At 42.6% G+C, this 21414-nt stretch carries 18 protein-coding genes; 9 read left to right on the top strand and 9 right to left on the bottom strand.

The genetic code is table 11. The annotated features are described in order from the left end of the window. Positions 1-87 precede the first annotated feature (87 nt). From HOP08_03685 to HOP08_03675, 3 genes are all read left to right on the top strand, one after another. A complete protein-coding gene (locus HOP08_03685) occupies positions 88-942 on the top strand; it encodes a universal stress protein (GenBank protein NOT74005.1) in 855 nt (284 codons plus the stop codon). Between the two features lie 61 nt (positions 943-1003). Further along, a complete protein-coding gene (locus HOP08_03680) occupies positions 1004-1813 on the top strand; it encodes a J domain-containing protein (GenBank protein NOT74004.1) in 810 nt (269 codons plus the stop codon). Continuing rightward, entirely contained in the window at positions 1810-2157 is a 348-nt protein-coding gene (locus HOP08_03675; protein ID NOT74003.1) for a translation initiation factor, read from the top strand. The genes HOP08_03680 and HOP08_03675 overlap by 4 nt, the downstream gene beginning before the upstream one ends. Positions 2158-2184: 27 nt before the next feature. Here the strand turns inward: HOP08_03675 and HOP08_03670 are convergent, their stop codons facing one another. From HOP08_03670 to HOP08_03660, 3 genes are all read right to left on the bottom strand, one after another. Then, complete coding sequence (locus tag HOP08_03670; GenBank protein ID NOT74002.1) at positions 2185-2646, bottom strand: hypothetical protein; 462 nt, start codon at positions 2644-2646, stop codon at positions 2185-2187. Between the two features lie 181 nt (positions 2647-2827). Further along, positions 2828-3949 carry a DUF2911 domain-containing protein gene (locus HOP08_03665; protein NOT74001.1) on the bottom strand — a complete coding sequence of 374 codons (1122 nt, stop codon included), beginning with the start codon at positions 3947-3949 and terminating at the stop codon, positions 2828-2830. Between the two features lie 93 nt (positions 3950-4042). Further along, a complete protein-coding gene (locus HOP08_03660; GenBank protein NOT74000.1) occupies positions 4043-4942 on the bottom strand; it encodes a diacylglycerol kinase family lipid kinase in 900 nt (299 codons plus the stop codon). Between the two features lie 175 nt (positions 4943-5117). On the opposite strand from HOP08_03660, the gene HOP08_03655 reads away from it, so the two are divergent. Then, positions 5118-5480 (top strand): hypothetical protein, encoded by a 363-nt coding sequence (locus tag HOP08_03655; protein NOT73999.1) that lies wholly within the window; start codon positions 5118-5120, stop codon positions 5478-5480. 25 nt (positions 5481-5505) lie between these two features. On the opposite strand, the gene HOP08_03650 is transcribed toward HOP08_03655, so the two are convergent. From HOP08_03650 to HOP08_03630, 5 genes are all read right to left on the bottom strand, one after another. After that, positions 5506-5745, bottom strand: coding sequence for an acyl carrier protein (locus HOP08_03650; GenBank protein NOT73998.1), 240 nt, complete (start codon positions 5743-5745; stop codon positions 5506-5508). Positions 5746-5795: 50 nt separating this feature from the next. Further along, on the bottom strand, positions 5796-7133 hold the full coding sequence (locus tag HOP08_03645) for a GHKL domain-containing protein (GenBank protein ID NOT73997.1): 1338 nt from the start codon (positions 7131-7133) through the stop codon (positions 5796-5798). Between the two features lie 52 nt (positions 7134-7185). Further along, the gene (locus HOP08_03640) at positions 7186-8529 is read right to left on the bottom strand and encodes a sigma-54-dependent Fis family transcriptional regulator (GenBank protein ID NOT73996.1); all 1344 of its coding nucleotides are present in this window, start codon (positions 8527-8529) and stop codon (positions 7186-7188) included. Between the two features lie 481 nt (positions 8530-9010). Then, positions 9011-9733 (bottom strand): hypothetical protein, encoded by a 723-nt coding sequence (locus HOP08_03635; protein ID NOT73995.1) that lies wholly within the window; start codon positions 9731-9733, stop codon positions 9011-9013. Positions 9734-10069: 336 nt separating this feature from the next. Beyond that, positions 10070-10738 carry a hypothetical protein gene (locus HOP08_03630; GenBank protein NOT73994.1) on the bottom strand — a complete coding sequence of 223 codons (669 nt, stop codon included), beginning with the start codon at positions 10736-10738 and terminating at the stop codon, positions 10070-10072. Positions 10739-11067: 329 nt separating this feature from the next. Here HOP08_03630 and HOP08_03625 point away from each other — a divergent pair, with 329 nt between their 5' ends. The 4 genes from HOP08_03625 (at position 11068) to HOP08_03610 (ending at position 17117) form a co-directional block, all read left to right on the top strand. After that, positions 11068-11310 (top strand): hypothetical protein, encoded by a 243-nt coding sequence (locus HOP08_03625; protein ID NOT73993.1) that lies wholly within the window; start codon positions 11068-11070, stop codon positions 11308-11310. A gap of 11 nt (positions 11311-11321) precedes the next feature. Then, positions 11322-15689 (top strand): ATP-binding protein, encoded by a 4368-nt coding sequence (locus tag HOP08_03620; GenBank protein ID NOT73992.1) that lies wholly within the window; start codon positions 11322-11324, stop codon positions 15687-15689. A gap of 174 nt (positions 15690-15863) precedes the next feature. Further along, positions 15864-16820, top strand: coding sequence for a hypothetical protein (locus tag HOP08_03615; GenBank protein ID NOT73991.1), 957 nt, complete (start codon positions 15864-15866; stop codon positions 16818-16820). A gap of 9 nt (positions 16821-16829) precedes the next feature. Continuing rightward, on the top strand, positions 16830-17117 hold the full coding sequence (locus HOP08_03610; GenBank protein NOT73990.1) for a hypothetical protein: 288 nt from the start codon (positions 16830-16832) through the stop codon (positions 17115-17117). Between the two features lie 424 nt (positions 17118-17541). Here the strand turns inward: HOP08_03610 and HOP08_03605 are convergent, their stop codons facing one another. Next, positions 17542-18033: a VOC family protein gene (locus tag HOP08_03605; GenBank protein ID NOT73989.1), complete on the bottom strand. Its 492-nt coding sequence runs from the start codon at positions 18031-18033 to the stop codon at positions 17542-17544. 606 nt (positions 18034-18639) lie between these two features. On the opposite strand from HOP08_03605, the gene HOP08_03600 reads away from it, so the two are divergent. Next, a complete protein-coding gene (locus tag HOP08_03600; protein ID NOT73988.1) occupies positions 18640-21105 on the top strand; it encodes an FtsX-like permease family protein in 2466 nt (821 codons plus the stop codon). Positions 21106-21414 lie beyond the last annotated feature (309 nt).

The raw sequence follows: 21414 nt of genomic DNA, 5'->3' as shown, positions 1-21414 counted from the left end.
CGTCAGGAAGACCAAAATAACTTTTTCTATAGGCCCGCTTTTACCTCAAAATCCTCTAATTTTACCTATCACCTAACTTTCTACTCCATGAAAAAGATTCTTGTTCCTACAGACTTTTCCAAAACAGCAGCGATGGCAACCGACGTCGCATTTGATATTGCAAAAAAATCCGGCGCCAAGATCGTTTTACTTCACGTGATCGAAGAGGCAACCGGCGGGTCTTTTAATGTTGAAGGCCAGGTTTCCACCAAAGACATGAACTTCAACGATAAGCTGTTCAACTTTAAACTGATTCAAAAAGCAAAAGCCCAGCTTGAAAAAGTTGTAAAGGATCCTAAATACTCTGCCGTAGAAGTAGAAGGTGAACTTCGCGTTGGTAATCCTTATCATGGAATGAGGACCATTATCAGTGAGCATAAAGTCGACCTGATTGTGATGGGAACTGCAGGCCGTTCCGGTGCATCGGAAATGCTGATCGGATCAAATACCGAAAAAGTGATCCGCAATTCAAAAAGCCCTGTGCTGACAGTGCAAAAGAAACCGTCCAGCAATGATTACAAGAACATCGTCTACGCAACCGCCATGTCCAAGGATGAAGAAGTATTCTCACGCATGGTAAAAAGGACACAGGCAATTTATAATTCAACCGTTCACCTTGTGAGGATCAATACACCCGGAGATTTTCAGCGCGACCATATTGTGAAAGCATACATGGACAAGTTCGCCAAGAAGCTTGGCCTGAAAAACTATACCTTGAATATCTACAATGATCTGACTGCTGAAGAAGGCATCATTCGCTTTGCCGATCAGATCGATGCAGACCTGATAGCGATGGCTACCCATGGCCGTTCAGGATTTGCTCACGTGATCGCCGGCAGCGTTGCCGAAGATGTTGCAAGTCATTCAACTCGTCCGGTGCTGACGTTTGTCGTAAAACACTAATTCTATTTTTTATTAGCTGTGCCAACGCTAGTCGTTGGCACAGCTATTTAACTCCGGCCCGTTGAAGAACTATTATCAAATACTTCGAATCAGTCGCACTGCCAATGATGCGGAGATCAAGCGTGCGTTCAGGAGACTGGCCATTGTTTTCCACCCGGATAAAAACCCATCTCCTCAATCATCTTCACTCTTCCAGGAGATCAATGAAGCCCATGAAGTATTGTCGGATCCCGAAAAACGTTTCCGCTATGATCAACTGCTGAACTCAGCACATATCATATCCACACCACCGCCGCCTCAAAGATATCATCGTGATCCGGCGTATCGCAAGAAACAACAGGCAGGGTATCGCCCGAAACCCTATCAGCCTTCAGAACGATTGCTGATGATGGCACATCTGCTTCGCTATCTCCGCCTGATATCATTGATTGGTATTGGATGGTGTGGTGCACTGGTCATCGACTATATGCTTCCGTTCCGCATCAGCGAAGAGAAAGTTCTCTCAGAAGCGGAGGCAATCGGTCTACGTGAAAGTCATCACACACCGTATGTGGTGGTCACCAACAAGAATCATCAGTTTCCTGTTTCTGCGGAAGGATCGAAACACTTTGATGCAGGTTCAACAGCCACCGTGATCAGCTCCCGCATTCTCAACCTGATGGTAAAGGTCGAATCGCAAGACAAGCTCTTTACCATCACAAGTCTGGGATCTGTATATCAGAATTTCATGTTCATGCCTGTCATCCTGCTGGCGCTTTCCATTGCAGGGTTAAAACTGAAGACCGGACTGGAATTCCGGTTCAGTGTTCAGGTGGCAATTTGTACCTTGATGTTTTTTAATCTTATCTTTTTAATTGTCTCCATATTATGAGCAAGAACGATTGGAAGAAGAGGGAAGGAGTGGTGTTTTCAACCGACTCAAACTTCGCATTTCAGAATGCATCCAAAGAAGAAGCGGAGACATTGCCGCCACAGCAGCAGAATCTGAAATTGTTCCTTGATAAGAACGGAAGGGCAGGCAAACAGGTGACGGTTGTTTCCGGTTTCATTGGCACCGCTGCCGATCTCGAAACCCTTGCGAAACTGTTAAAGACAAAATGCGGTGTGGGTGGATCTTCCAAAGATGGAGAGATACTCATTCAGGGTGACGTGCGTGATAAATTATTGACGATCCTCACGCAGGAAAAATACCGTGCTAAGAAAGCAGGAGGGTAGTAAGTTTGATACTAAGTTTATATTCGATTACCTGACTCCCCATTCCCAAAGTCCAAATCCTATCTTCTTGTCTGCCGGGTGGCCCGACTGTTTTAAGCATAGCATGACCTGACCGCGGTGATGTGATTCATGAGAGATGAGATAACCGAGGAATGCCATCGGATGTGGCTTGAACCCTTTTACCTTTCCTTCTTTAACGGCAGACTCAAGTAAGGATGCTATCGCCTTTGAAGATTGGGTCAGTGATTTCTTCAACTGACCTTTTGTAATGCCTTTCTCTTTATCAATTTTTTCAAGTCCCTTCAGTAACTCAGGCTTGGCCGCCGTAAGCCACATAAGTCGCACGTTATGAATGTGTGCAAACTGCTCACCAACGGTTCTTCCCTTGGAAGAGGAGATGTCGGAAAGATGTGCCTCGGCGATTGAGTCAAGCAGGTAGAGGTTGATCCTCTGATGGATCTCCCACGTCTCTAAGAATTCTTTTTCCATTATTCAAATTAGTGAATTCTTAATCTCCTGCGTTGATCCAAACCGAAAATTTTCCGGATGGTTTTAGCCAATCTTGGTGGATCAGGGTTCGATTCCCTGCAGCTGACATCAAAAAAAATGATCCATGACTTTCATCACGGATCATTCTCTGACTTATTATTCAGCAATCGCTGAAGATCATTTATCCTTTCAACTTTTGAATCTCAGCCTGGTACATTGGCAGATTCGCAGCCTGATTTGCCGGTAGATTCTTTATAGCAATCTCCCAATACTTGATGGCATTCTTCTTGTCGCCCAAAGCCGTATAGCCTCTTGCAAGTCCTACGTTAGGTGTGAACTTCTCTTCAGGATGCACCTTCGCATTATACTGGAATACTTCCATTGCCTTTTCCTTCTGCCCTGCATTCAACAATCCGCGGCCATACTGATGGATCGCCTGAACCGGAGTGCCTGGTATCTTGATCGCCTTGTCCATCGCAGCATCAGCTTCAGCATTCTTGCCCATCGCACGCAACACAGTTGACTTAGCGTTCAATCCGTTAAAATCTTCCTGACCTCCGAGGTTAGGATCCATTCCGCTATCAGCCCACTTCAATGCCTCTTCAAGATTGATCTTGTTCTGTGCGGCAAACTGTGCTGCAGCGGTGTAGTTGCGGGAGTCAAAACCTAAATTCGAACGAAGCTGGTTTCTCATCTGCGATACATAGATTTCATTTACGTTGGCAACTCCAATCTTGAACGGAACCTTCTTGTTCTCCCATTGTAAAAATGCAGTCGCGCCGTTTGACTTGCGATCCTCAAATCCATAAGTAAGGTATTCAGTGTAAGCACCATCTACCGGTGTAACATTCACACGCAATGCATCTTCACTCTTATTGTAGAAGTAGCTTCCCCAGCTGGAAGTATTATTGGAGAAGATCCAGGTTGACTGTCCTTCTTTAGCGTAGCCAAGAAATAAACCGTAGCTGCCGGCTTTCAGGTCTTTGCCTTCGATCTTTACATCATGAGAGAATGTGATGACAGTGTTCTCATTGGCCCCCGCTCTCCACGGTGCTTCTTTCGCAGTGCCAAAACCCTGATCAATATAGCCTACGTGAATAAGCTCACCCCAGATGTGACCTTTGCGATCATCACCATTCGGCGCGTGTACATCAGGACTGCTGTAAACAATACTGACTTCAACAGGTCCAATCCACTGGATAACTTTTGCTTTCTGATTGTCGCCATTTGGGGGAGACACTAATTGAGCCATGGCATACGCCGTGACAAGCATCATTGTAAAGAGTGCGGAGATTTTCTTCATATAGTTTATGGGTTTGAAATGGTTATAACTAGGTCTTTAACGGGAAGTACCGGATAAAGTGCCTGCCATCGTTTGCGGTATTTTTAGGACTTGCTAAGGCTTCAGCCCGGGCTTGTCGGGAACGATCATCTTCAGCGACCCTGGCGATATGGAGATGTTAAAATTCTCTACCGGCTCCATCGCCTCTCCATCAATATGATACGGCATCGGTTCATCAAACTCTATTGTAAGATTCTTCCCTTGCAATCGCTCCACAAAAGCAGAACGGTTGATCTTTCCCATGAACATCTTTTGTGCAAAGCCAAGGGCTTGTGTGATGGGAACTTTCTTAATGAAGCATACGTCGATCAGTTCATCACATACCGAAGCGAAGGGAGATACCTTTGCATTGTTGCCGAACTGCGATGAGTTGGCCAGTGCAAGGATGAATGATCTTCTTTTTAATAGTTTACCATCCAGTGAGAGTTGTATCGGAAACTCTTTGAATCGCAGAAATTCTTTTACCACCAGTTTACCATAACCGATGAGGCCGCGCTTACCGTTCTTTCCGAACTTCCCTGCAACATGTCCGTCGAATCCAATGCCAGAAACATTCACCGACAGGCGATCATTCACCAATAGTGTGTCCATGTTGATGATGGAATATTTTTCAAGCAGCTCCAGTGCACCGCTGGTCTTGAGAGGTATGTGAAGATGACGGGCGAGTCCGTTGCCGGAACCTTTTGGAAGAATGCCCATAGCAGTGGAGGTATGAACAAGACCCTGCGCCACTTCGTTGACCGTTCCGTCGCCGCCCATTGCAAACACCCGTGGTATTCCTTCTGACACTGCCCACTTCGCGAGCTCGGTTGCATGACCCTTATGTTGTGTGTATTCGATCGTCACCTCCAGGTTGAGGAGTGAGCACATGTCAATGATCTTACCTTCAAGAGAATCCTGAAAGCCCGTGCCCGAGTACTTGTTGATGATGAAGAGAACCTTGTTTTCTGTCATGGGTGGACAAAGATAGGAGAGTTTTTCCTTTCGGATTATTGCCTGGGGTTGGTGTTTTCACCAACCCATCACGAGTGTCTGAGGTTGTCTTGCCTAAGGTTGGTGTTGTCCACCAACCTCTTTATATAAACGATGCTTCACCAAATCACAACTAAACATTAACTTTCCATCGTAAATGGAATTCAAACACCGCAAGATCAAATTCAAAGCATGGGACACCGAATCCCACCTGCTCATGCGACTCAATGCCATTGAATGTACCAAAGGCGAACTTCATAAAAAAGACCACATCCTCTTACAATTCACCGGCATCCTAGACAAGAACGGTGATGAGATCTATGAGATGGACGTACTGCTCGTCTCCGATCAGAAATATATTGTCTTCTGGAATGTCGAACAGGGTGGATGGTTCTACTATCCTCTAAAGAATCCCAACGACGTCCAACTCTTTCTTGCACCCATCGCCGAAAAGATGACGCGACTCGGAAGTCAGTTCGAGCTCAACGAACCGTATGTGTCCCCGAAAAAGAAACGGTAAGATTTAAAATGTAAGATTTAACGGGCTATGCTTTCAGCTTGCTGCTGATGTAGCTCACTGCCTGACCGATCGTCTGCATTTTCTCTGCATCGTCGTCAGGGATCTTGATATCGAAGGTCTGCTCAAACTCCATTACCAGCTCTGCGTAATCCAAAGAGTCAATGCCAAGGTCTTTTACAAAGCTTGCATCAGGAGTGATTTCAGATTCAGGAATTCCGAGCTTGTCGGTGAGGATCGAGGTAACTTTCTTCTGGATGTCTTGCATGGAGTTCAAAGGTATAAAGACCGGATTAAAGATCAAACATGAAAGATTCTTTAGAATCGCAGCAAAAACTCCGTCCCTTCCCCAACCGTGCTCTTCGCCGTGATCCTTCCTTCATGCACTCTCATGATCTGTCGTGACAAACTCAGTCCAATGCCTGAGCCCGTCTTCTTCGTCGAGAAGAATGGTATGAAGATCTTCTCCAGTGCTTCCGGATCAATGCCCGGACCATTATCCGTAATGCTGATGATCGGTCTTCCCTTGTCGCTCGTGTAGGCCGACAACTCGATCTTCTTGTCAGTCTGTTCTTCAAATGCCTGGATGGCATTCTTGATAAGATTGATCAGCACTTGCTCGATCATGTATTTATCCGCCAGCGCCGTAAGCTGCGGTGGATCAGTCTTCACCGTGATCGTAATGCCTCGGTCGCTCAGCTCTTTCTTGTGAAGCATCGCCATCTCTTCCAGCAATGGATTAATGGCAATTTCTGAAAGTCGTGGCTGCGGCACCTGCGTCAGGTTGCGGAACTCTTTTACAAACTTGATCAACCCCGCACTGCGTCTGCTGATCGTCTGCAGAGAAAGATGCATGTCTTCCAGCTCGTCTCTCTTTATTTCGAAACTGTCTTTCTGTAGTTGCTGCTGTAATTCTTCTTCCACTGTTCCTGCCAAAGAAGAAATCGGCGTTACCGAATTCATGATCTCATGCGTCAATACGCGCACGAGATTCTGCCATGCTTCCATTTCCTTTTCTTCCAGCTCACTCTGGATATTGCTCATGGAGATCAGCTTGATCTCTTCACCACGCAGCGTCAGCTCAATCGCGAACACCGAAAGCTGTACCGTATCATCACCGATCTTCAGACGGATCAGCTCACGACCACCCGTCTTAAGTTTCTGGAATGACTCTACCAGTGTCGGACTGGCATAGTTGAGCTCTGTGATATTCTGTATCTGATTCACACGCAGCAATCTTCTCGCCGCACTGTTGATGATCTGTACCGCACCGTCTTTCTTGAATGTCAGCAAGCCGATACCCACATGCTGAACGATGTTGCGGAAGAACTGGTAATCGGAATCCCGTTCACGGCGCGCCATCTTCGCCGAACTATACGCTTCATTCATGCGTGAGCAATGATGCTTCACATTCACATCTTCCGATGCCGACTTGAAAGATTGTGTTGGTTCGTCGAATGAGATCGATGACAGATCCGGCAGGGGAGCGTTTGAATTCGGTGTAGTAGTCTCATGCTCCTGGGTGACATGACCGAAGCGCATCAGCTGGAAGGCAACGCCGGCACCCACACATAATATTAGTATGAATGACGATCCTTTCGCAACAAGCCAGCCAAAGAAGAACAGCGTCACTGTAAAAATGATCAGCCGTGTCATCAGCGGGGAACGCCAATTGATTTCCATAAGTAATCAGTAAGTCACCAAACGATCAAAGTCCGTACTTCTCCATTCTACGGTAAAGCGACGCGCGGGTTAACCCCAACTCATCGGCAGCCTTCGAAATATTTCCATTGTGAAGCTGCAATGCTTTTACCACCGCTGCCTTTTCCACTTCATCCAGCTTGAGGGTGTCTGCATTGGCAGAAGAGTCCGACTTGCGACTGAAAAGAAAGTCAGTCTCTTGTAGCGTCGCAGAGTCCGCCATGATCACAGCGCGCTCAATAGAATGCTGAAGCTCGCGAACATTTCCCGGCCAGGCATATTTCTTAAGCTTGGTCACTGCATCCGACGCAATCGTCAATACTTCCTTTCTGTATTTCTTTGAATAGTGATCCAGGAAGTGATTGGCCAGCATAACAATATCATCGACACGATCCGCGAGAGGAGGGATGTGCACTTCAACAGTATTAATTCTGTATAAAAGATCCTGTCTGAATTTCCCCTCTTTCACCATCTGCTCAATCGGCATGTTGGTGGCACAGATCAACCGGATATCCACGTCTACCGAATTGTTGGATCCGACACGTGTTACTTTCCGCGACTGCAAAGCACTCAATAATTTACTCTGGAGATTCAGGCTAAGGTTTCCGATCTCATCCAGGAACAATGTACCATCGTTGGCAAGCTCAAATCTTCCGGGACGATCTTCACGGGCATCGGTGAAGGCACCTTTCTTATGACCGAAGAGTTCACTTTCAAAAAGAGTTTCAGTGATGGCACCCATGTCGACCGCGACAAAAGAGTTGTCACTTCTCAATGACTTCTGGTGAATGGCGCGTGCGATGAGTTCTTTTCCGGTACCGTTCTCTCCGAGGATGAGAACGTTGGCGTCGGTCTTGGCAACACGGTCGATGAGCGTGTACACCTCCTGCATGGCATCGCTGTTTCCAATGATGTCACGGAACGGCTGACTGATCTGCTCTTCCAGCATCTGCTTGGCTTTGCGGAGCTTGTCAACCTCGTTGTATGATTTCTTTAACTTGATGGCGGTAGAGATCGTGGCGATGAGTTTTTCATTCTGCCATGGCTTTAAGATGAAATCGGTGGCGCCATCTTTCAGGGCACGCACGGCCATCTCCACATCACCGAAGGCAGTGATCATGATGACGACGGCCTGAGGATCTTTCTCTTTTATTTTTCCGAGCCATTCGAAACCTTCTTTACCGCTGGTAGTATCCTTGCTGAAGTTCATGTCAAGCAGGATGACATCGTACGTATCGTTGTTTAATAAGAAAGGGATCTTGTTGGGATTCTTCTCGATGATGATCTGGTAGTTGTATTTCTTAAGCAGCATTTTGGCGGCGAGGAGAACATCCTCATCGTCATCGATCATCAGTATTTTGCCTTCGTTCACGGTTCAGTATTAGGTTTAGGGAAACGTATAGAGAGAAAATTGTGCCAGTGCACCCAGTGTCCGGAAATGCGGTTTCCATGCCGAAAACTGATCTTTGGCGTACAAAGATGTACGAAAATGAACATAAGACAAAATGGGAGTGGGATGGAGATTCAATTGCCTTACGTCGGTGTTTTTCACCGACCTTCTTGACGAATCCATGTAGCGCTAAGGCTGCATGGTAAGAAAAAACTTAGACGGGAACAGGAGCGCAGCCCTGTAGCCGTAGTGCTACAGGGCCACGGATTTCACTGATCAAAAGGATCCATCCGGCAGACAATCCGCATTCCTTTCTAAAGCAAAAGCTTTTTTATTCCTTATCCGTGAATCCGTGATGCCATATAGCCTTAGTGCTATATGGTGACCTTGTAGCCGAAGTGCTACCATGGGCGTAACCCTGTAGCCTTAGTCCTACAGGGGGTTAATCAATTTTCAAATCATATCCATTAGCATTCTGCAACTTCACATGCCATGTTCTGGCAGGCCCACCTTCGTCAACAGTAAGTGTGAAGTATGCATTGTTGAGCTGAAAATCTTTTACCTCATACTTAAGAGGAGATTCTGCACTATAGCTCTCTGAATTATCATCATACGTAATAGAAACTTTTGCGCCAGGAAGCGCCGTCATGATCACGCGTGGATAGGTCATTCCGTTTGCCTGAACCTTCTTCACTGCGATCGTACGGCCATCGTTGATAACGATCATCCCGTCAACGAACTTCGCTGATAGCTGATCTGGTGTCGAAGCTGCTGAAGTAGTCACAGGTGATTGTGTTGATGTGCCTGCAGGATCCGCCGGAGGATCCATTGAACAGCCTTTCATTTTAAGAGCGTTGCCCTTCTTGTCTTTTACAATGGAGTAAAGACAATATTTCCCCTGACGAAGACCTTTCTTTGTTAGTTCCGGTGACCCGTCTTCAAACACCATACGGAAAGACACTGGTACTTCCTTAAAATTCTCAACCACCACCCTCGACATGGGACTTGCATTCATCTGTCCACCGTTGAGATACAGTGTAAATTTGTCTCCGTTCTCTGAATAGACCACCACGGTGCCGGGTCCTGGATCTTCGACCTGTGCTTTAAGCGTCATCGCTGAAATGGCAACCGCAAAACAAAAGAGGAATAGCTTTTTGTAGATCATATAATTTTGAGTTGATACTGAATTGGAATTAATACAACGAATTTATCAAAATGTATACCATTTTGGGAAATGGGGATTGATTTGTCTTAGGGCGGTGTTTTCACCGACCTCATGAACAAAAAAACTTAAACGAATACAGGGTCACGGATTCACGGATAGGAATACAGCTTTGTTTGAGAAATGAATGCAGATTGACACGGATTTATCAGCTACGCTGATGAGTGCACCCAGGTCGGTGATAAGACCGACCTGAGACAAATGGTAAGTGACGCTGTTATGAAACTATAGTCCACGATCAAGGAAGAGATTTTTATGGAGGTGAAGAAGAACAGTTGTTTACAGTTGGGTAACTAGGGAAGAACCAAAAATTCCAATCAAAAGAAGAGCAAATGTCCCCACCAACATCGCCAAAATGCCTATTACTTTAAGTGTCCTACGTCGAAACTTGGAGAGTTTCTTTACCTTAAAGGGAGTTCTTTTTAAGTAAAAAGGCTCAAACATCTGATCTTTTAGGTATTGACTTCTTATGGCAGCCAGAGAAAGCATTAATAGCATAATGCTGAATAAAAGAAGGTCGAGGAAGGGCTTATAATACAATGAATTGAACTTAGTGTAAACTATGATTCCATAGGTTAACGATATCTTTATTAAGAATTCGTTTACAGAATTATGCTTTCTTATGAAATCCGTGTAAAAGGTCATTCTTCCGAGAGCGTTCTCTGATTCTACTTTTAAGGCCACTTCGTCAATTACCATACGATCATTTAACTTTTGCTTATCAGCTTCAGTTTGTTTGACTGAAAGCCAACGTCCACTATAAGCCAAGCCATTGGTTAATATCCACATTGAAATCTTTATACCAAAATAGGTGATGGAGAAAAAGATAATACCAATTATTAGGTCATAGTTCTTTAATACAGATAGTACTAGATCAAAATTTAAAGTTGTCGCAATAATATTGTATCCAAAATACTCTGCAATAAATATTGCTAGTTGGATATTCATTAGAATGTTTAATACTCGAATAACAATCCAAATTGATTTCTTTCTGGATTCGTCGTCTAGGTGTAAAGCATGGTGAATAAAGTCCACGTACTTTTTAGCGTCATGTTCCATAGAAGCTTTCTTGGGTGTAGGAGGAGCAACAAATATAACTTTAGTGCTATTCTTTTGAATTGAGAAAGCAAAGAAAATTGAGGAATTTCAGTACATTGTTCGACTAACAGTCTGCAGACTACTTAGATCATAAGTTACAAAGTAATCTAGCTTTAAAATATTTGTTAATTTGTAAGAGCTGGTGGACGCCAACATTTGCTACAAATCGGTTTGTTGAAATGTTAACCATTCAAGGTAAAGCTATTCATTTAAGGTGTTTATATATGGAATTTACATTCAGAGCGTTTAAGAAAGACGAATTTCATTCTGTGGTTTTGGAACTTAGGGATAGATATGACATTCAATCTGGCAGTGTAGTAACTTATAATAGGGAAGCTGATGAAATCACAGCTTTAATTGATGATCCTGTCATCGGTAAATTATTCAAAGAGGAAATTGCAGAATTAAATTCAATTAAGTAATTGTCCATAATATGGCAAGGGAAATGATTGATTGGGCGAGACTAGAACCCTATAGGTCATCTAAGAGTAAGAGTTTTGAGCAATTAGTTTATCAAATTGTTTCAAGATCTGAAGAATCAGCTAACCTTTGGCCAATTGATGATTCCGGCGGTGGTGATGGTGTGGAGTTTTTCCTAATAAAACCTGATAAAAAGGAAACTGGATGGCAAGTAAAGTTTTATGATGATAATGGTCGATTAACCCCGTCTAGGAAGAGTAAGATAATTGACTCTCTGAAAAAGGCTCTTTCGGTTCACCCGAACATGACCACTTGGATATTGTGTACAATTGCTGACTTAACTCCAACTGAAAGAAATTGGTTTGAAAACGTTTTAAAAGGAAAAATTCCCGGCAATAGGACTGTTAAACTGATTCATTGGGGTCAAACTGAAATTTTTTCTTTTCTTAACAAACCCGGTTTTGAAGGTATAAAAAGTCACTTTTTCAATTCTCTTGAATTAGATCACCATTGGTTCAATACATCATTTGAGAAATTCTTCCATCCAATAGCTCTTAAATTTGATCAAGACCTCCATACTGTCGATTCCGAGTTAGAATTTTATTACACCGCTCCATTGTTGGTGAACAATATTTTTAATGGAAGACTAAAGAGTTATCTGAGAAATTTAAATGAAAATCTTGAAAAACTTGAGGATAATTTACTACAACTTGAAAATATTAATGATGACGGAATCGCGTGGATGGCGGTCAAAGATATTTTTGTAAAAAAAGGAAGGGAACTTGTTGCTGCCAGTAAAGAGGCAAAAGGAATTCTAGACCTATTTCTTCTAAAAGTTAATCCAAATGGCCTTCAATATGTAACAGTTGTAAAATATCAGCAATACAGTGCTCTATTAGAAGACTTAATTTCTCAATTAAACAAAATTGGATTTTCCCAAAAAATTCAATTTCAGAAGGGATATGAATTACAACATCAAGACGATAACCGTTTAGACCGGGTTATTAGACTTGTTAATTCTCCTTCCTATCATGGAGCAAAAATTGTTGAGGAAATAAAATATTTCTTTGAGCATAGTAAAATAGGAGAGTCAAAACGTCTTCATATACTTGGTGGAGCAGGTCTTGGTAAAACTCATTTGTCAATTGCCTTAGCTAAGGAACAGCTTGATAAGGGACAACCGGCAATTTTTATCCCAGCCAGCAAATTTAACGACTCGAGTTCAATCGAACGCCAAATTCTGGATTTACTTGATATTCGTAGTAACTATTCCTTCAAAGAATTTTTGGATGAGTTGCAAATTAAGGCAGTCATTCATAATTGCAGAATTCCCCTAATCTTTGATGGTCTTAATGAGTCTCTTGGTGTCGACGGTAAATTTAATCGGAGGTGGAAGGACGATCTAGATGGAATTGAGGCACAGATTACAGCTTATCCCAACCTAGTGCTGTTCACTACAAGTAGGACAAGCTATAGGAAAGCAATTTGGGAACGAAACTGGCAGATAAATGAAGAAGGCTTTCATGAAGTGTATGGATTTAATGATCAAGCTGACATTCAAGAAATGGTTGGCAAATACTTTTCGAAGTATAAAATTGTCAGTGAAATTACCTATCTGTCTTTGCAACAATTCAGGAAACCGTTACTGTTAAAAATATTTTGCGAAACTAAGAATCATCGTAAACAGGATGTTGTGCATGTAACACTTGGATTGGATTCCATATACGATATTTTCGAGGCTTATATTTCTACCTGTGATGTAAGAATTTTTGAAAAATTAAAGGAACAGTATGGGCCAATTAATACCATCAAAAAAGTTGCTTCTAAATCGATCCTAGGGATTGGCAAAGCTTTTTGGGAGAGTGACATTCGTGGAATCACATTTGAAAATTTTAAATTGATTGTGGATGCAAAAATTGATGAAGATTTTTGGAAATCGAAATCAAAGGCTTTATTAGATGAGGAGTTATTGCTGTTGAGAGACTGGGCTGACGATCATGAATATGTCGGATTTACTTACGACTTGATGGCAGGTTATGTCATTGCAAGTTATTTGATTTATCACTATTCGGATGATATAAATACACTAATTACAAGTAAGGAATTTCATCAAAAAGTTTTAAAGGGACCAGCGAATCAAGGAGACCCCTATCATGAGGACATTCTTGAGTGTCTGTCGGCACTTCTTCCGAAGAAAAAGGGAGTATTCTTCCATGATATTGTTCCGAAGGAAAAAGAATATAATAAATTATTCAATTCATCTGTGATTACGATGCTGTCGTTGTCACCATCTGTCATTGACGCTAATCAAAGAGATCTAATCAAATCTATTTTCAAAAAGAGAAAACAGAGGGGTTTATTGTTGAGGCATAGTCAGGAGACCTTACTTGTGCCTGGCCATCCGTTAAATATGGAATTGTGGTCGGAACTCCTGAGGGAATGTTCAATGCGTGAGCGTGATTTACTGTGGTCTGAATCTCTCCGTCACAGGGATCTTGGATTTTATGAAGCTCTTTTTAAGTCTTTTGAGATTACCTGTCTTAGTTCAATCGAACTTGATGAATTGTCAAAATTAAAATGCCAAACTATTGCGAAATTTTTAATGTGGTGTTTTACAAGTACAAAAGAGTCTATTAACAGCGGCGCTGCGAAAAGTCTTTATTGGTACGGTAGAAGGTTTCCGTATGAGCTTGTTGAATTATTCAAATCATCGATTTCGATAAATGATCCGATGATTTTTGAGCGTTTGGGTAGTGTGATGTATGGTGTCATTCTTGCAAAAGTTAATGTAATGCACGATGAGTTTTCAAATGGGCTATTTGAAGACCTTTGTAGGTTTATTTATACCAATCTTTACTCCGAACTTGCCAAGTATTCTACTACAAACATTTTGATTAATGATTTTGCATTAAATATTCTATCTCTGGGAATTTCTGCAAACCCTACGATGCTGAGTGATGAAGAGAAGGCACGAATTAAGCTTCCTATTAAAGAAGTTGGAATTAAGAAATGGGGTGAGTCAAAAGACAGAAATAAACACGAGTACCGCGAAGGGAATTCTTTAATCGATTATTTTTCTGAAAAGAACAAAATGCGGGAGTTTGGATTTGGTGATGAATATCGGCCAACTATAAAGTACAAGAAAGCGCTCTCTAATATTCGCTGGAGAGCGTATCAATTAGGATACGACTTTAAGTCATTTGAAAGTATCGATACTGAAATTGCACAATTTCGTGGATATAGTAACAACTCAAGTAAATCTGTGCTGAAATATGGAGAGAAATATACTCTTATTGCGTTTTATGAGTTGCGAGGTTTTTTTCTTAGTCCAAAGACTTTGAGTGAGCTTCGGTATGAATCTCGAATAGATCCTACTTATCCAGATTTTAAACCAGATATTCCGATAATAACGGATGATTTTCTGGAAGATAAGTCACTGGATATGAAAACTTGGTTAGGTCATCACGCATTACCAGGAATCCAAAAATTTTTTAAAGTGGAGAGCTTGAAAGGAAATCAGGGACCTTGGATTTTAATTTATGGGAGCCATGACCAGTATGACAAACCTAGCAACAAAGAAATTTACACTCACGTGCAGACGTTTTTCATTCATAATAAAGACCTTCCTTTTGTAAAGAGCCACCTTAATTCCATTAAATTCATTACTGATATAACGCCAACAAACAGAACAGTATTCCATGGGGAAGTCCCTAGATCTCCAATTTTTGAATCAAATAATTTTGAAGCGCACCCCATTGAATTGAGAACCTATAAAGGAAATGTGACGCAAATGGTCAGTAAACTATTTCGTGCCGAGGTTAAATTGTCCACATACTCTGAATCAAAATTTTGGAAGATGATAAAGGAAAAGTATAGTAACTCGGTGATCTTGCACGAGAGTGGTTACATATTTTTTACTTCAGGAAAAAATGATGTAGACCCTGTAAAATTTGAAATGCAAAAGGCTGGCTTAACACAGCGGAAAATTCCGGAGGTTTTGGAAAGGGATATTAAGGAAGAAATTAACCTAGAAATATTTTCTCCCCAGGTTCACATAAATGATTCCATGGCAATTGCTAAAGAAATTTCCGAAGAATTGGATTTGATTAATCAGCCACAAAGTGCGAATCTTTTGGAAAGACCTTCGAAAAAAGTGGCCTCTATTTTTCAATTCTCGGGTGAAGAAACCTACATAAATAATGAGAAAGTGCATTTTATAAGAAAAGATTTACTAGATCGTTACTTGAAAGCCCATGATTTAACAATGATTTGGAATGTATTGGGAGAACGTCAATATCGAGTTCCCTATCCAACTCAAAGAACTAAATTAGATGTCGAGCCTTGGGCAAAGTTTGCTCAAAGTATTATTTATGTCCTTTAGAATTTAATAGAAAGAGTAGATCAGAATTGTACACGGTGTTGTGTCGAATTTCCAGTGAGTTTTTTAACGCTGTAGCGAGTAACCGTATCTGTTAATTTGTCCATTTGTGACTTCCCACTGCCCGTCAACCGTGGTACCGGAATGTGTAATATTTGACTATTTTTATGCTACTCCATGGAAGAATTCCTTCAACCGCTTAGAGAAACTGCTATTTATTTCAAGCTAACGTCAAAAGTAAAGTTTGGCGGTGCTGTGGATGCCCAAGATTTAATAAGGGTTTTAAAATCTTTCAATGAGTCTTACAACGCCTTTATTGATATTGAGTATGATAAAATCAATAGGCAAAACGATAAGGCGAAGTTAAAAACCATTAAGTCGAGTCTCCTTGAAGACAATGCTTTGCTGATTGTTGATTTAAAGTTTGAGAGCTGTGGGATGGCAATCAGTCCTAACATTGTCACACAGTACAATTCCATCCCTCAAATTAAAGATCTAAAATCCTGGAAGTTAGAAGCATTCGATGATTACAAGGCCATTGTGTCTACTGACTTTAATGATAGACAATTTCTGACATCAATGTCAAAGAGATTTGATCCAATTCAGCGTCAAAGAATATTTAAGCCAATCGTTGAAGGTATCGCTAACAACGACAAGGCTAACGTCAAATTAGGATCAAGCTTTAAAAAAATTGATCATAAAATTTCAAAGCCAGAGGGAATTAATTACGCAATTTTAATTCCTGATCCAGTTTCGTCTGCTGAAATTAAGCAGGAAATAAGGACTTCATTGGCAATGGTAGAGATTAAGGGGGGAAGAGCTACCCCCAAAGTTTTAGAATTGTTTGAAGAGATTACCAATCCGGTATACTCGTTCACGACTATTTCCTTTGAAAGCAGAAAATATAAATTTAAGTATCCACTCTACTGTGAATTGATTCATGAGGAGGGATTATATTCTCTGGAAAACAAGCAATTTGGGATTTACGCCTTTGGTAAAAATGTGGATGAAGCAAGATTCAAATTTTCGGAAGAGTTTGATCATATCTATAGCCGGTATATAAACTTGCCTGACAGCAAACTGAGTGCAGATGTGATAGAAATAAAAAAGGCACTTAAGCTAATTGTAATTTAACAATCCTGTATGTCTCCTCTTGATGGTAAAGAAACACTCAAAAATCTCTGCGGCAAAGGATTTAAGGAAGCGCCTAATAAGAGTAAAGATCATAAGTGGATTGAGTTTTGGCACGATGGAAAACTTACGCGGTGCCGTACTAAGTTTAGTCATAACAACCAAGAGATAAATGATTATTTGATCCGTGAAATGTCACGGCAAATAAATCTTAATAAAAAGGAATTTGTTGCATTCGCGAAATGTACCCTATCACAACCTCAGTACGTTGCAATTCTTAAAGAAAAAAGTTTGGTGTGAATGGGGCAATTCAGAAGGTCTCTCATTTTTTTTAACTGACACCAACATTATTTAAACATTTGAAGTATGGCGTTGTTCGTCTATTTAGAATGGATTGATGAAGCTATCTGAACATTATTGTACAGCCTTAAATACTTTTGGAAATAAGTAGTTAGTGATCTGTATTTCGTTGTTAGTTCACTTTTACCGTGATAATTTCGAAAGCGCCTTTTATTTGTTTATACAAAAAATCTCTATACTTGTATTACCCACGTTACAACGAACCTTTGTAACCTCTTGACCCTCAGAGCAACGTTCATTTATGTTCATAAGTGATCTAATATTCCAACATTAACCTAAACAAAAACCGCAAAGTCCACCTCGTGTCCTTGCGGTTCTATTTTATAAGTTGTCTTACGTCACTCTTGCATAATTCTAATTTATACTAATGCTCCATCGGCTCAGCCTTCTTCATCTGGTCCTCGGCTTCTTTACTTCTCTTCCTTAGTTCTTCATCGCTCACATCTTCAACGTGAGTCGCTATCCACCACGTGAGACCGCTCGGATCTTTCACTGCTCCGGCACGGTCGCCATAGAATTCGTTGCGGACGTCGCGCACGGATTCACCCTTCGCGGCAATGGCTTTCTTGTACACTCTATCAACATCATCAACATATAAGAAGAGCATCGCCCGTTGTTCCGGCATTGAGTCCATCGCATCGGCGATCATGATGTTGGAATCACCAATGCGCATCGAGCAATGCATGACCTGGTTGTCGTCCGTCATCAGCTTGAAATCTTCCGTACCATCAAATGCCTTCTTTATAAATTCAATCACCTTGGGTGCATCGTTGATCACGAGAAATGGGGTAACGGTATGAAATCCTTTTGGAATCGCACTGACCGCTTTGGAGCTGCTGCTATTTTCGTTTTTCATAACTATTGGTTTTTGGTTGAAATATTAATTCCATGAAAAAACGGGCAACAAAACCGTGCCCCCGGCGCTGGGAGAGGAGAGGATGGGGGAGAGGAAGGAGGTGGGGAAAAAAGGGAGGAAAATAATGGACGATTTAAAGCCAATTGGAAAATCGGAAGAGAGAAAAAAGGAACACGGATTCACGGATAAGTAATAATGCACTCTTGCTTGAGAAAGGAATGCAGATTAACACGGATTATCAGCTACGCTGATGGGTGCAAGCCCACGGTTTTAACCGTGGACAATGGCGATTGGATATTTCACCTCAACCATTTTAATGGTTTATAATTTGTACAATGAAACCATTGAAATGGTTGCGTGCGTTGACATCAATTTATAACCCACAGTTAAAACCGTGGGCTATCCAAATAATCCGTGTTCCTGCATTTTGGTCTGCATTGGTGTATCACCATGTAGCCTTAGTGTTACATGGCTACATGGTCGCCTCCGCACACCCCACCTCACTTCCGAACATCCACCCCCTCCAAAACCTCCCTTTCCACCCCCAATTCTCCCTTTCTCTACTGGTACGCACTTTGCAAACCTCCCCTCCAAAACCCGTCCCCCATGATCAAGAACTACCTCGTCCTCTTCATCCGCAACCTCGAACGACAACGTCTCTTCTCTTTCATCAACCTCCTGGGACTCACCGTCAGCATCGCCAGCACTATGCTGATCTATCTATACATCCGTCATGAATTTTCATACGACGGGTTTCATAAAGATGTCGATCGTATCTATCGCGTCAACCAGACGTTCATCTGGGGCGATGGTGATAATCATCAGTTCTCTTCCACCGGTCCCGGCGTCGCCATGGCGCTCAAAGAAGAACTTCCCGAAATGGAACTGCTCACCAGCATTCACACTCCCGGCAACTTTGTTGTATCCTATACCGACGCTGCCAATGAGGTGATAGCATTCGAGGAAGAAAGAGTTCTTGCCGCCGATACCAACTTCTTCAAGATGTTCAGCTTCCCTTTGATACAAGGGGATGCCAACTCAGCATTACGTCAGACCAACACGCTCGTGATGACGGAGTCTACTGCTAAAAAATATTTCAATGATGAGAACCCCATCGGCAAGCTGGTGCGTCTCGGTAAAGCCGACAACCAGAAGACCTACGAAGTCACCGGTGTCGTAAAAGATACTCCCGAAAATTCTTACATCGAATTTGATATTCTTTTGTCCATGGAAGGTTTCGGTCTCGAGAAACGTCACTGGAGCTGGATATGGACGCAGCTTGAAACGTATATTAAAGTTGCTCCCGGAACCAACATCGAAAACACCAAAGCAAAGCTTGCCCTCATTCCGCGCAAGCATGCCGAGACGTCCATTCGTGCTGCTATGAATATGTCGTACGACGAGTATGTGAAGTCGGGAAAGAAATGGGAGCTGTTCCTGCAACCCATGACCAGCATTCACCTTCCGGAAGAAATTGTTTACAATAGATTGAATGATTCAGGCAACATCAAAATACTGTACTCTCTGATGGGAGCGGTAGCATTCATTGTATTGTTGTCGTGCGTCAACTTTATGAATTTGTCTACGGCACAGTTTACGAGACGAATCAAAGAGGCAAGCATCCGCAAGATCATGGGACTCGGTCGTGCACAGCTGAGCTTCAACTATCTCCTGGAAGCGTTGATATTCTGTGGGATCGCATTATTTATTTCACTGGGCATTGCGCAGCTGCTGCTTCCTGGCTTCAATGCCATCGTGGGAAAATCCCTGCAGATGAATCTGTTCAGCGATCCTGTATTGATGATCGCACTGATCTCTTTGATTCTCTTCATGGCGCTGATCTCGGGAAGTTACCCGGCGATATTCCTCAGCGCTTTCAATCCTGTGGAAGCAATGAAAGGAAAGATGAAGACCGGTGGTGGTAAAGCATTCCGCAACGGACTGGTGATCTTTCAGTTCAGCGTTTCAATTGTATTGATATTATGTACGTCGGTGGTATTCCAGCAGCTGAAGTTTGTTTCTGAAACAGATCTTGGTTTCAACAAGGAGAATCTGATGGTGATCGAGCATGTTGAGAATGTCGGCGATGGTGAAGCCTTTGCGAAAGCGGCTCTCAATATCCCCGGTGTTGTCAGCAGTTCCTGGTGCACGTCGGTGCCGCCAACGATCTTTGGTGGTGACAGCTTTACAGCAGAAGGGACCAATCAGAAGACTCTTCCCTTGAACTTCACCACCGGCGACGAGAACTATATTCCAACGCTGGGTATAAAGATGAAAGTGGGCCGCAACTTTCAGGCAGACATTCCGGGAGATGTGAAGAGATTGATCCTGAATGAAACTGCGGTGAGAGAGATCGGATGGAATGTGGATGAATCCGTTATCGGAAAGAGAATTACCAAGCCGGGTGAGAATGATGTGTATGAGATCGCGGGAGTGGTGGAAGACTTTCACTACTGGTCGCTGGAGAGCCCGATAGAACCGATGGCGATCTTTCATATAAAGAGTCCGGTGCTCGGTGCGGGTAATACAAAGTATGTAACACTCCGCATCGGAGCGCAAAGTGCAGAGGAGTGGGAGAGTACGATGGCAGCGGCAGAGAAACTCTGGAAGACCCATGCGAATGGATTGCCATTCCAGTATTCATTCATTGATCAGAAGTTCGCGGATTCATTCAGAACACAACAGCAATTTGCGAAGACATTAACGGTGATGGCGACGCTGGCGATATTGATTGCAGCGCTGGGATTGCTGGGCATGATCATCTATACGCTGGAGCAGAAGACGAAGGAGATCGGTATCAGAAAAGTTTCGGGAGCATCGGTGTGGAACATATTGACATTGATCTCACGCGGATACACGCATCTGATCGTAATAGCATTTATCATTGGCGCGCCTCTATCATATTGGATGATGACGCAGTGGTTGCAGGATTTTGCATACCGGGTTCCGATCTCGCTGTGGATCTTTGCCTGGACGGGAGTGGGAACGCTGATGGTGGCGATTGTGATTACGAGCTATCATTCGGTGAAGGCGGCGTTGACCAATCCTGTGACGGTGTTGAGGGATGAATAGGTGTCTTGTCTTTGGTTGGTGTTTTCACCAACCATCTTGTCTTAGATGTGTTCACCAACCTAAACGATAAAGAAATAGGATCACCATATAGCACTAAGGCGATGATCTAATCTCTAACTGCATTGTGTATTTGTAGACCTGAAGGGCCGAGATTTATTAGCGGCATGCGAAGCGTGCCGTATAATATGCGGAGATAAGGTTAAGCCCTGAAGGGGCGAGATTATGGTTGATAATTTTCATCCGCACATTGATTGTCTTTGGTTGGTGTTTTCACCAACTATGGAAGAGAAAGAAATACAGTGCTACCAT

The sequence above is a fragment of the Cyclobacteriaceae bacterium genome (assembly GCA_013141055.1).
Classification (GTDB): Bacteria; Bacteroidota; Bacteroidia; order Cytophagales; family Cyclobacteriaceae; genus ELB16-189.
The sequence above is the reverse complement of the archived record's forward strand: the minus strand, read 5'-3'. Positions and strand labels throughout refer to the sequence as shown.